10 protein-coding genes and 1 pseudogene are annotated in these 12,456 nt (G+C 64.9%); 4 read left to right on the top strand and 7 right to left on the bottom strand.

Annotated elements, in window-relative coordinates; genetic code table 11:
* Positions 1-156, bottom strand: a pseudogene (locus tag ACFMO3_RS10705) (Uma2 family endonuclease); the annotation flags it as partial.
* A gap of 436 nt (positions 157-592) precedes the next feature.
* Between ACFMO3_RS10705 and ACFMO3_RS10700 the strand changes: the two are divergent.
* From ACFMO3_RS10700 to glyS, 4 genes are all read left to right on the top strand, one after another.
* Positions 593-1,126, top strand: a complete 534-nt coding sequence (locus ACFMO3_RS10700; protein WP_376790395.1) for an OsmC family protein — start codon at positions 593-595, stop codon at positions 1,124-1,126.
* Between the two features lie 49 nt (positions 1,127-1,175).
* On the top strand, positions 1,176-1,766 hold the full coding sequence (locus ACFMO3_RS10695; protein ID WP_376790394.1) for an OsmC family protein: 591 nt from the start codon (positions 1,176-1,178) through the stop codon (positions 1,764-1,766).
* 62 nt (positions 1,767-1,828) lie between these two features.
* Positions 1,829-3,013, top strand: coding sequence for a vitamin-B12 independent methionine synthase (locus ACFMO3_RS10690; RefSeq protein ID WP_376790393.1), 1,185 nt, complete (start codon positions 1,829-1,831; stop codon positions 3,011-3,013).
* Positions 3,014-3,098: 85 nt separating this feature from the next.
* Positions 3,099-6,110: a glycine--tRNA ligase subunit beta gene (gene glyS, locus ACFMO3_RS10685; RefSeq protein WP_376790392.1), complete on the top strand. Its 3,012-nt coding sequence runs from the start codon at positions 3,099-3,101 to the stop codon at positions 6,108-6,110.
* Between the two features lie 169 nt (positions 6,111-6,279).
* Here the strand turns inward: glyS and mnmA are convergent, their stop codons facing one another.
* The 6 genes from mnmA to ACFMO3_RS10655 all read right to left on the bottom strand — a co-directional run bounded on the left by mnmA (position 6,280) and on the right by ACFMO3_RS10655 (position 12,218).
* Complete coding sequence (gene mnmA, locus ACFMO3_RS10680) at positions 6,280-7,461, bottom strand: tRNA 2-thiouridine(34) synthase MnmA (RefSeq protein ID WP_376790398.1); 1,182 nt, start codon at positions 7,459-7,461, stop codon at positions 6,280-6,282.
* A 145-nt stretch (positions 7,462-7,606) separates the two neighbouring features.
* The gene (locus ACFMO3_RS10675; protein ID WP_376790391.1) at positions 7,607-8,779 is read right to left on the bottom strand and encodes a cysteine desulfurase family protein; all 1,173 of its coding nucleotides are present in this window, start codon (positions 8,777-8,779) and stop codon (positions 7,607-7,609) included.
* A gap of 285 nt (positions 8,780-9,064) precedes the next feature.
* Positions 9,065-9,871 carry a DNA repair protein RecO gene (recO, locus tag ACFMO3_RS10670; protein WP_376790390.1) on the bottom strand — a complete coding sequence of 269 codons (807 nt, stop codon included), beginning with the start codon at positions 9,869-9,871 and terminating at the stop codon, positions 9,065-9,067.
* 132 nt (positions 9,872-10,003) lie between these two features.
* On the bottom strand, positions 10,004-10,429 hold the full coding sequence (locus ACFMO3_RS10665; RefSeq protein WP_376790389.1) for a cold shock domain-containing protein: 426 nt from the start codon (positions 10,427-10,429) through the stop codon (positions 10,004-10,006).
* 83 nt (positions 10,430-10,512) lie between these two features.
* Positions 10,513-11,643: a LysM peptidoglycan-binding domain-containing protein gene (locus tag ACFMO3_RS10660; protein ID WP_376790388.1), complete on the bottom strand. Its 1,131-nt coding sequence runs from the start codon at positions 11,641-11,643 to the stop codon at positions 10,513-10,515.
* Positions 11,640-12,218, bottom strand: a complete 579-nt coding sequence (locus ACFMO3_RS10655; RefSeq protein WP_376790387.1) for an HDIG domain-containing metalloprotein — start codon at positions 12,216-12,218, stop codon at positions 11,640-11,642. The genes ACFMO3_RS10660 and ACFMO3_RS10655 overlap by 4 nt, the downstream gene beginning before the upstream one ends.
* Positions 12,219-12,456: the final 238 nt, after the last annotated feature.

The following is a 12,456-nucleotide window of genomic DNA, read 5'->3' as shown; positions in this document are numbered from 1 at the left end:
CGGGCGCAGCGCCTCCCACGAAGCCTCCGGGGAAAACAACGAGCCGTCCGGAAGCCGAAAACCCGTCGAGGAATCAAACTCCACCCCCAGACCAGTCCGCCGATTCCACTCCCGAAGCTGCCCAAAAACCTCCCCGCCGCGTCGCCCGCTTTCCAGGCCGGGAGGGGCACGCTCAGTCTCCCGTCGGCGGTGCGCTCGAATGGATACCCCGGGTTCCGCTCCAACAGCTCCCGCAGCTCCTCATCCGTCACCCCATGCAGCAAGTCCAGCCGGATCCCCATTGGATCCTCCCATCCCGAAGACAGGCGCCCAACCTTCCCAGGCCTGGATCGCTCCCTTCAGGTAGTATAATGATTATTGCCAGCCGGAACGCCTCGCTATCTGGAGGGGATAGGCATGTCGGGGATCTATCCGCTTGGGATTCTGCCTTCGAATTGCAGGTGTCCGCCGCGGGGGTCCGGAGGGGGTTGATCCCACCGATCCCCGGATCGGCTGGCCTTTCCCTTTCCGACCCCCGCATTCCTCTACCTGTCGATCTTTCCTCCCCCCTTTATCCAGCAACCCAAGACTCCGTTTCCAGGAGGAAGTTCCCATGGGAGCGATACTGAACGGCCTGGATGTGGAACAGCTGCAACAACTGTCGGCTCAGGTGGGAGCAGATCCGGAGGCCGCTCGCGCGCTTAACCGCTGGGTGGCGCGGGTGCGCTGGCTGGGCGGGTTCAAGGGACGCGCATATATTCGCAATCACTCCTTTGTGATTGATGAGCCCGCCGACCTGGTGGGCCAGGATGAGGCTCCCAACGCCGTAGAATATGTGCTGGGCGCCCTGGGAGCCTGCCTCACCGTGGGCTTCGTTCTGAATGCCACCAAGCGAGGGATTCCCATCCGCAACCTGGAGATCGCCCTAGAGGGGGAGATCGACAACATCCTGACCTTTCTGGGCCTGAGCTCCGAAGGGCATCCCGGCTATCGGGAGATCGCGGTGAAAGCCTATGTGGACGCCGACGCGGATGAGGAGACCCTTCAATCCGTGTGGGAGGAGACCGTCCGGACTTCCCCGGTAGGCAACACCCTGGCCCGGTCGGTGAACCTGCGGCCGGAGCTTCGCCGGGCGGCGGCCGCCTGAACCCGGAGGCTCTTTCCCACTCCCATCCATGTCATTGGAGGCAACCGACATGGGCACTGTGCTGAACGGCGTGGACGTGGAAACACTGCGGCAGCTGCTCGAAGAGGTCCGATCTCACCCCGAGGCGATTCAGTCCCAGCGCTGGGCGCGCTTCCGCTGGGAGGAAGGATTGCGGGGTCGGGTTTACATCCGCAACCAGTCCTTCCCGGTCGATGAGTCGGTAGACCGTTCGGGGCGGGAAGCCGGCCTGAGCGCCCTGGAATACGTCCTGGGCGCCCTGGGCGCCTGCCTGGGGCTGGGCTTCATCTTCCATGCTACCCGCCGCGGCATCACAGTGAGGAACCTGGAGGTCGCCCTGGAAGGCCGAATTGACAACCTGCTCCGCTTCCTGGGATTCGAAGGGGAAGGACAGCCCGGCTACCGGGAAGTGATCGTCAAGGCCTACGTGGATGCGGACGCCGATGAGGGAACCCTTCAGGCCCTGTGGGAAGAAACGGTCGCCACCTCGCCGGTCGGAAACACCTTTGCGCGTCCCGTTGCTCTGCGGACGGAGATCGCCACGGTCTCCGGGTGGTGGTTCCGGTATTCGCCTGAATCGGAAGAAGGCCTTTCGGGATCCCGGGGCGGGATGCCTTGCTGAGGCGGAAAACCGGGGCCTTCGGGCCCCGATCAACGATCCTGATCTGCTCTATGGAGGGAACGATGGCGCGCAACGGATTGCCTCTCTTTCCGGTGACCGTCGTGGGGAGCTGGCCACGGCCCTCGTGGTTGCTCGAAGCCCTGCGAAAACGCCATGCGGGCCAGCTCTCTTACAAAGAATTTCAGGAGATTGCAGATCGGGCCGTCCTGGAGGCCCTCCAAGCCCAGATCGAGGCCGGCGTGGAGATCGTCAGCGACGGCGAACAGCGCCGGGATAACTTCTACTCCTTTGTCGTTGAGAAGCTCGAAGGGGTCCGCATGATGAGCGTAGCCGAGATGTATGACTACGCGGAGGACAAATCCTTCTTCGAGCAGATCCTCCGCCAGCTGGATGTGCCGGCCTACGCCATCAAGACCCCGGTGGCCGTGGATAAGATCCGCCTGAAGATGCCGCTGGCCCTGGACGAGCTGGAGTTTCTGCGTCGGCACACCGACCGGCCGGTCAAGATCCCGCTCCCCGGGCCTTACCTGCTCACCCGCACCATGTGGGTGCAGGGCCTCTCAGATCGGGTGTATCCCACCCGGGAGGACCTGGCTCAGGATGTGGTGACGATCCTGCGGGAGGAGATCCTGCGCCTGCGGGACGCCGGGGCCGCCTTCATCCAACTGGATGAGCCGGTGCTGACCGAGGTGGTGTTCCAGCCCCCGGTCCACAGCCGCACCTTCATGTGCGCCTCCCTCTCGGCGGCGGCAGAGGATCCTCAGATGGAGCTGGCCTGGGCTGCCCAGCTGATCAACCGCGTCGTCCTGGGCGTGGAAGGGGTCCGGATCGGCGTTCACATCTGCCGGGGGAACTGGACCACGCGGGAGGAGGTGTTGCTCACTGGAGATTACCGGCCGCTGCTGGGTACCCTGGAGGCCATGCGGGTGCAGCAATGGGTGCTGGAATTCGCCACCCCGCGGGCCGGCGACCTGGAGGTTTTCCGGGAGTGCCGGCAGAAGCGCGAGTTGGGCCTGGGGGTTGTTAACCCCCGCACCGCGGAAGTGGAATCCCCTGAGTTCATCATCGCCCGGGTGAAGGCGGCTCTGAACTACTTCGAGCCCTCGCAGATCTTTCTAAACCCGGATTGTGGCTTCGGAACCTTTGCGGAGCGCCCGGTGGCCACTCCGGAGGTGGCCTTCCGCAAGCTTCAGGCCATCCGCCAGGCGGCGGAGCAGCTGCGGCGGGAGTTCGGAGAACATCCCTGAGCCCGGGTCCCCATCATCTGGCCCCATGCGATAATGGGATGTGGGCGCGCCCGGCGCGCCCACATCCTTTTCTGAGGGAAAGGCGATGGCGCCACGACGTCCTCTATCGTTCCAGGAGATCATCCTCCGGCTACAAGAGTTCTGGGCGGAACAGGGCTGTCTGATCTGGCAGCCCTATAGCGAGAAGGTGGGGGCCGGGACGATGAACCCGGCTACCGTGTTGCGGGTGCTGGGCCCTGAGCCCTGGCGCGTGGCCTACGTAGAGCCCTCCTATCGCCCCGCCGACGGCCGCTACGCCGAGAACCCGAACCGCATGCAGCTGCACCATCAATTCCAGGTAATCCTGAAGCCGGACCCCGGCAATCCTCAGGAGCTCTATCTGGAGAGCCTGCGCGCCTTGGGGATCGACTTCCGCCGCCACGACATCCGGTTCGTGGAAGACAATTGGGAGTCTCCCGCCCTGGGGGCCTGGGGGCTCGGCTGGGAGGTCTGGCTGGATGGCATGGAGATCACCCAGTTCACCTATTTCCAGCAGGCGGGAGGCCTGCCCCTCGATCCGGTGGCGGTGGAGATCACCTACGGCCTGGAGCGCATCGCGCTCTACCTTCAGGGCGTGTCCTCCGTCTGGGATCTGGACTGGGACGGAACGCACACCTACGGGGAGATCCTGAAGCCTTCGGAGATCGAGCACTGTATTTACAACTTCGAGCTAGCGGATATCGAGCGGCTGCGGGAGCTGTATCAGCATTACGAGGCAGAGGCCCGCGCCTGTATCGCCCGCGGCCTGGTGATCCCAGCCCACGATTACGTCCTCCGCTGCTCCCACACGTTCAACCTGCTCGACGCCCGGGGGGCGATCGGGGTCACCGAGCGCGCTCGCTACTTCGCTCGCATGCGCGATCTGGCCCGCCAGGTCGCCCTGCTCTACCTGCAACAGCGGGAGCGCCTGGGTCACCCTTTCATGAGGAAAACGCTCCCCCCTCCCGCCCCGGCACCGATGCCGGCCCTGCCGATCGTTGAAACAGCGGAGGATTTCCTTCTGGAAATCGGAACCGAGGAGCTCCCCGCCCGGGATCTGGAAACGGCGCTGTCCCAGCTTTCCGAGAACGCCCCCGTGATGTTCGCGGAGGCGCAACTGGAATACGAAGCCCTGGAAGTCCACGGCACGCCGCGCCGCCTGGTACTTTATGTTCATCGTCTTCAACCCCGCACACGGCCTGTGGAGACATGGGTGAAAGGGCCGCCTGCCCATGTGGCCTTCGATAGGGAAGGCCGACCCACCCCGGCGGCCCTCGGCTTTGCCCGTTCCCAGGGCGTCCCGGTGGAGGCCCTCGCCGTGCGAGAGCTCCCGGAAGGCCGTTATGTCGGTGTGGTCCGACGCACCGAGGGGCAGCCCACCCCGGCGGTCCTAACGGAACTGCTTCCCCGGCTGATCGCCAGCCTGAAGTTCGAGCTGAGCATGCGCTGGAACGGGAGCGGGGTCGCTTTCTCCCGGCCCATCCGCTGGCTGGTCGCCCTCTATGGTCGCGAGGTGATCCCCTTCACCTACGCGGGGGTTTCCAGCGGCCGCGAAACCCGTGGCTCCCGTCCCCGGGGCTCGCCCACGATCCGCCTGGAGCAGGCTGCGGATTACTTCCCCGCCATGCGCCGGGCTCGCATCCTGATCGATCCGGAGGAACGGCGAGCGCGGATCCGAAGGGATCTGGAGCGGCTTGCGGCGGAGGTTGGGGGAAGGGTGCCAGAGGACCCCGAGTTGCTGGCCGAGGTGGGAAATCTGGTGGAAACCCCCACGGTGTTGCGAGGGCGTTTCGATGAGGAGGCGTTGCAACTGCCCGGGGAAGTGCTGATCACGGTGATGCGCAAACACCAGCGCTATTTCCCGATCCTGGGCCCGAATGGCCAACTGCTGCCTTATTTCCTCGCCGTCCGCAACGGCGGCCGGCGCGGGCTGGATCGAGTGCGCCAGGGCAACGAGGCGGTGCTGCGGGCCCGCTTCGCGGACGCTGCTTATTTCTATGAACACGACACCCGCCAGCCCCTGGAGACTTTCCTCCCTCGCCTGGCCACCCTCACATTCCAGGAGCAGCTCGGCTCCATGCTGGATAAAACGCGCCGCCTGGAGGCCCTTGCGCCTTCGATCGGAGCCCTGCTGGGCCTGAATGAGGAAGAGATGCACGTTTTGGCCCGAGCCGCCCATCTTTGCAAGGCGGATCTGGCCACTCAGATGGTGATCGAGTTCACAGAGCTGCAGGGAGTGATCGGGCGGGAATACGCCCGGCGATGGGGGGAGCCCGAGGCGGTGGCGGTGGCGATCTTCGAACACTACCTCCCCCGTTTCGCAGGGGATGCCCTGCCCCAGACCCGGCCGGGGATCGCCCTGGGGATCACGGACCGCTTGGATTCCCTGGTTGGGCTGTTCGCTGTGGGGCTCGCCCCCTCCGGGTCCGCAGACCCTTACGGCCTGCGTCGGGCGGCCTCCGGCCTGATCCAGATCCTCACGGCCCACCGTCTGCGGTTCTCCCTTTCCAGGGCGATGACCGCCGCAGCGGCCATCCAGCCGGTACCCGTGAGCTCTGAAATCCTAGAGGACGTCCGATCCTTTGTGATCGGCCGGCAGCGGGCTGCCCTTCAGGAAGCCGGGTATCGCTATGATGTGATTGAGGCGGTCCTGGCGGCTCGAGGGGATGATCCAGCGTGGGCCGCGGAGACCACAGCCGGCCTGCAGCAGGCGGTGCAACGGTCCGACTGGACTCGCCTGCTCACGTCCTACAGCCGATGCGTGCGGATCCTGCGCAAGGCCGAAAGCGAGGGAAGCCTGCCCGCTTCGGAGGTGGATCCAGCCGCCTTCCGGGAAGAAGCCGAACGCGCCTTGTGGGAGGCCGTGCAAACCGCGCGAAGGCAGGTGCGACCGGATGGCCCGGTGGAGGATCTGATCGCCGCGCTGGAGAGTCTGGCCCCGGTGATCGATCGCTTCTTTGAGGACGTGCTGGTCATGCACGAGGAGGAAATCATCCGCCGCAACCGCCTAGCTCTCCTCCAGGCGGTGGCCGATCTCACTACGGGGATCGCGGATCTCAGCCGGCTGGAGGGGTTTTAGCGCTCCGTTCCCGTTTGTATCAGAAAACTCGAACCGCCCATCGACGTGGCGACTATGGGGGCGACCCGGCCCGGTGGGAGCGGCTTTCGCGGCGACGAGAGCGTTGGGGCGAAATCCCTCTTGCTATGGGTGGCTGCCAGGGTCTACAGGCAGATGCGGGAGCCCCGCCCTATCCCAGCTTCCCCGCTGAACCGGCAACCGAAACCGAAAGGATCTCCATGACCTCGGGCGGAGGCTCCCGCTCCGTTCGCATAATGATCCCCAGTCCCAGGACGACCTCGCCCTCATACATCACGGCGGCCTGCCCTGGGGTGAGGCCCCGGATGGGCTCATCCAATACCACCCGCGCCTGACGATCCGGCATCGGGATGATCCACGCCGGGACCTCCCGTGCCCGATACCGGACCTTCACCGTGGCCCGGAAGGGCGCGGAGGGGAACTCCCCGCTCACAAAGTGGACCCCTTCCAGCAGACAGGACCGGCGGTCCAGCTCCTCGGCTGTCCCCACAATCACTGCGTTCTCCACCGGATCCAGGTCCACCACATACAGAGGAACCCCTGCGGCGATCCCCAGCCCCCGGCGCTGGCCAATGGTGTAGAAGGCCAGCCCCTGATGCTCCCCCAGGATCCGGCCCTGGGTATCCTGGATCGGACCGGGCCGCAGGGCCTCCGGGGCATGCCGCCGCAGGAAAGCCCGATAATCCCCCTCCGCCAGGAAACAGAGATCCTGACTCTCCGGCTTCTCCGCCACCGGGAGGCCGAAGCGCCGGGCCAGGGCCCGAACTTCCTCCTTGGTGTAGCCGCCCACCGGAAACATGGCATGGCGCAACTCCCCCTGCCCCAGCACCGCCAGGACATAGGACTGGTCCTTGCGGGGATCCACCCCGCGCAATAGCTGATAGCGGCCATTCACCGCACGGACCCGGGCATAGTGCCCGGTGGCGAGATACTCCGCCCCCAGGGCCAGCGCCCGCCGCAACAACCAATCGAAGCGGACCAGCCGGTTGCAGCGCAGGCATGGGTTCGGCGTGCGCCCAGCTATGTATTCAGCGATGAAGAAATCCACCACGGTCTTCTTAAAGAAATCCGCGACGTTCAGTACATAAAAAGGAATGCCGAGGTGATCGGCCACCCGATAGGCCAGCTCCATATCCTCCAGGGTGCAGCAACGATTGGTCGAGGCGCCGGCTCCCTCGCCCTCGCCCCATAGGCGCAGCATGATCCCGATCACCTCATAGCCCTGCTCCACCAGCAGGGCGGCGGCGACGCTGCTATCCACGCCGCCGCTCATTGCCACCACCACGCGCGTCATCCCGCTCCTTTCCACGTCCTCCCACCCTTCCCCTGGCATCGCCAGCTTCTGGACAAGAGCCACTCCCCCTCCACCCGCCAATCGAGCCCCAAAGGTGAAGGTCCGTTATGGTTGTCAGAGGATATGCGGCGCCCATCGTGCCTTCCCTTGATCCCTGAGGACCGGGCGGGGCTTGCTCCGCCTCTCACACTTCCACCGCCTGCATCTCCCGCAGCCGGGCGACAGCCCGAGGGAGGACGTCCAGAACATAGTCGATGTCCGCATCAGTGCTGGACTTCCCCAGAGTGAGCCGGAGGGAGCCGATGGCCCAATCGTGGGGCAGACCCATCGCCACCAGCACCTCGGAGGGCTCTGCCCGGCCGCTCGTGCAGGCCGATCCCGTGCTGGCGGCGATCCCCTCCACATCCAGGGCCAGCAGAAGCTCCTCTCCGTTAATCCCCTTGAAGACAAAGCTCGCGTGATGCGGCAGGCGCTCCGTGGGATGGCCTGTGAGGCGGGCGTCCGGCACCCGCTCCAGAATCCCCTGGATCAGGCGGTCCCGCAGCCGTCGGAGCCGGGCATTCTCGCTCTCGCGGCTTTCCTGGGCCAGGCGCAGGGCCGTGGCCAGCCCGACGATCCCGGCCACGTTCACGGTTCCAGCCCGTCGACCTCGCTCATGCCCACCGCCCGTGATCGTCGGAAGATAGGGCGTCCCCTGACGGATATAAAGGACCCCCACCCCTTTCGGGCCGTAAAACTTGTGAGCGGAGAGGGTCATCAAATCCACGCCCAGCCGGTTCACATCCAGATCCAGCATCCCACCTGCTTGCACCGCATCGGTATGGAAAGGGATGCCTTTGGCGCGGGCAATCCGGGCGATCTCCGCAATCGGCTGGATCGTCCCCACCTCATTGTTGGCATACATTACACTGATGAGCACCGTGTCCTTCCGGATCGCCCGGCCCACATCGTCGGGGTTCACCATGCCATATTCATCCACAGGCAGGTAGGTAACCTCGAAGCCAAAGACTTCCTCCAGCTGGCGGGCGGTGTTGAGCACCGCATGATGCTCCACCGAAGAGACGATAAGATGATTCCCCCGGCCCGCCCGACGCTGCGCGAAGGCCACCCCACGCAGGGCCAGATTGTCGCTTTCGGTCCCCGATCCAGTGAACACGATCTCCATCGGATGACAGCCCAGGATGGCCGCCACCGTGCGGCGGCTCTCCTCCAGCGCCTTCGCCGCCGCCCGCCCAAAGCGATGGATGGAGGCGGAGTTCCCATAGATCTCCGTGAAATACGGCAGCATCGCCTCCACCACCCGTGGGTCCACCGGGGTGGTCGCCGAATGATCCATGTAAACCGTGCGCGCCGCCATAGCCCTCCCCTCCTGACCATGGCTTTTCCATCCATCCATATCCGCCGTTCGACTTCCATCCGGGTGACCGAAGGGCCCTCCTCGAAGCCCAGTGGGCCACAGCGAATGAAAGATGAGAGAAGATCTTTTTTCGAGCTGGGAATCTGCAGCGCCGATTCGCAAAGGAGCGGCGTTCCTCATTCTAAATCTTTGAGGAAGAATCCTGCAAAACCTCACCGTGAAACGGTGCAGGCGGGGCCATGCCGTTACCGCTAGCCAGTCGCGGGTGACCGGGGGAGGGGGTGTCTATGGCTGATCCTCTGGCGCGCTGAGCTTGCCCCCCGCCAGGGACTCGCGGGTAAGCTCGCTGAGGAAGGCCAGGGAACGAGGTCGGCGCTCCAGGATGGCCAGGAAGTGTCGACCCACCAGCTCCCCGATCTCCTGGAGCGTCTGCAGGCTAAAAGGGGCGTCCCGGAAGGCGGGGTAAGGACTTCGGAGCGCAAAGCGCATCGCCTTGAGGGCCCGACGGCTCAGAGAACGGGCCGCGGGGAATCGCGGGGCACATCGGGGACAGAGGACGCCTCCCCGTGGGGGGTCGAAGCCGTAGGGCCCGCGCTCCTCCCGGAGGGGTTCCCCGCACCCCACACAGAATTCCACCTGGGGGCGGAACCCCGCGATCTCCAGGAGATGGAGCTCATAATAACGAAGGCTCCGCTGGAGCTCCTCCTCTGTGTCCAGCCGATCCAGCGTCTCTGCCAGCAATCGATACAGCGCCCGACTCTCCTCCCCCTCGGGAGCGAAGATCTCCGCCAGCTCCGCCACATAATGGGCCATTGCGCTGCGGATCAGATCCTCCCGCAGACGGGGGTGGGCGGCGATCACCTCCGCCTGGCTGATCACATCCAGCTCCCGCCCCCGGGCCAGGAGCAAGGACGTCCGCATGAACCGCTCCAGGTGTCCGGCTTTCCGGCTCCGGATCTTCCGCACGCCCTTGGCCAGCACCCGGAGCTTCCCAAACTCCGGCGTCAGCAGGGTGAGCAGACGATCCGCTTCCCCGAAATCCGATCCCCGGAGCACAATGGCCTCGGTTCGATAAAGGCGTTCCCGATCCATCGCTCACCCCTTCCCCTTCACACCCCAGGGAAGGGTCTTCATGATGGAGAGCGCCAGGCCATCCCCTGGCCCGATCTCTGCATCCGCCCCTCCGTGAATGGGGGATCGAGACCATTCCTTCACGGTTGCTTCCTACCCTGCTGACGGGGTGGAGGATTTGGATTCCGGGAGAGAGGCCGCCGGATCGGGAACGGGCGTCACCCGAATGGCCTGGGGCCCCTTCGGAGTGATCTCGACCTCGAACGTCACCGGCTGATTCGCCTCCAGGATCAGCCCGGGGCGAGCGATGCCGGTCCGATGGAAGAAGATCTCCGTGCCGTCCTCACAGCGGATGAACCCATAGCCTTTCTCCGGGTTGAACCACTTCACCCGGCCTTCATAGACCTGCCCAGGCTCCAGCTTCCGCTTCGGTTTAGCCGCCTCGGCGCGGCATCGGGGGCACATGGTCGGCTCGACCAGCGGCTGACCGGCTTCCACCATGCGCCGCTGTTCGGTAACAGTGAACACAAAGGGACGCCCGCATTTCTCACATGTCAGCAGCTTATCCGCAAAAGGCATGGGGCTCTCCTTCGGAGCTAAGGGAAATGATCTTCCCGAACACTCCATCGCGAAGAAAGCTCACGGCTGAATAGAGAAGTCGTTCATCGCGTGGGCGCGGGAGATGGCTCGCCGGCACGCCACCGGAAGGTCCGCGCGGACGCGGGGCCGGCGGGGATAAAGCGCACTGCCCCATCCGGCTCGACCACCCGGCGCACAACCTGGACGGTCCAGCGGAAGGTGTAGAAGGCAGCGTCCTCGCCGACCGCTGCTTGAAGCATGGTCGCTGGGACATGCCAAGCCGTCGATCGCGTGCGGAATTTCCCGATCTCTGCGCCATCCTCCCGGAACAGCCGCACCTCATACCATTCCCCCACCTCCAGCCGCCCGATCGAGACCCACTGGAGCAGCACCGGCAGCCCCAGTCCTTCGACCTGGGCCCCATCCGGTGGATACAGCAACGGCGGCGGCGGATAGGTAGGTTCCGGCGTGGGCGTCAGCGTCGGGGTCGGGCCCGGCGCCGGGGTGGGCGTGGCCAGCGGGATCAACAGGGTCTGGCCTGCCTGGATCCGCTCCGGGTTTGCGATCCCGTTCGCCGCCTGGATCGCCTGCAGGGAGACCCCATATCGCTGGGCGATCGCCAGCAGCGTCTCCCCCGGCTGAACCACATGAACGATTTTATCGGGTCGCGGCGTCGGAGAGGGAGTGACCCCGGGTGGTAAGGTCGGCGTCGCCAGGATCGGTGTGGGCGTGTAAACCGGAACCAGCAGCATCTGCCCGACTACAATGAGATCCCCGGAAAGGTTATTCAGCTGACGGATCGCCTCCACCGGGACCCCGTAACGCATGGCGATATCCGAAAGAGTTTCCCCAGCCTGGACCTGGTGCTGGAGCGGAGGGATCGGCGTGGGGGTCCAGGTAGGGGTCGGCGTGAAGGTGGGAGGGGACGTCCGAGTGGGCGTGGATGTCCAGGTCGGCGTGGGCGTTGGGCGGGTCAGCGCTGCCCGGGCCATCCCGAGGACCCACCAGCTTCCTCCTGCCAGGATCAGGAGAACCAACGCGGCCCCCAGCAAGGCAGACCGCCAGGGAGTGGGTGGCTCCGGCTCTGGCTCTGGGATTTCAGAAGGCCATGTGAGATCGGCCCCGCAGCGCCAGCAGGTGCGGGACCGACGGGAGACCGGCATCCCGCATCGCGGGCACCGACGAAAGGGACCAGCAGGACGGGTTTCCGTCATCGGGAGGAACCATCCAGGCCGAGAATCGGGGCGATCCCCTGCATCGCCTGCAACACGATGGCCACATGCTGATCCAAGGGAACGCCCAGCTCCGCTGCCCCGCGCTCGATATCGGCGCGGTTCACCCCCGCGGCGAACCGTTTATCCTTCCACTTTTTAAATACCGAATCCACCGTCACACTGTAAAGGCTACGATCCGGCCGGACCAGGGCCACGGCGGTGATCAGGCCTGTGAGCTCGTCGACGGCGAACAAAGCCTTATCCCGAAGGGTAACGCGGGGGACCCCGGTGACCTCCGTGGCATGGGAGAGGATCGATCGGATAATATCCTCCGGCCAGCCCCGCTCCCGGAGGATCCGGGCCCCCTGATTGGGGTGGCCATCCGGGGCTACCTGAGGATAGCGCTCATAGTCGAAATCGTGCAGCAGACCGACAATCCCCCATGATTCTTCATCCTCTCCGAAGTGGCGGGCATATGCCCGCATCGCCGCTTCCACCGCCAGCATATGACGGCGAAGGTTCTCACTCTGGGTGAACTCGCAAACCAGCGCCCACGCATCCTCCCGGGTGGGCATTTCCTCCTACCTCCTTGCGCGTCCCGCTTTGAATCCAGTATGCAATGCACCCTATCGAAGCGCGAGCCCGGATTCAAGGAAAGCTATTTTGTATTGGAGCAAACAGGATGTCAAGAGTCGTTTCCCCAGGCTCTCCCCAAGCTGACCAGAGGGGGCTTTTGCCCCCTGCACCCCCCATGGATAACATTCCCGGGGATCTTGACACCGTCCGGAGCCCCCGATATACTTTAAAAGCGAA

Origin of the sequence: Thermoflexus sp., assembly GCF_042408815.1 — a bacterium.
Taxonomy (GTDB): Bacteria; Chloroflexota; Anaerolineae; order Thermoflexales; family Thermoflexaceae; genus Thermoflexus.
This window is presented reverse-complemented; position numbering and strand designations above follow the sequence as displayed.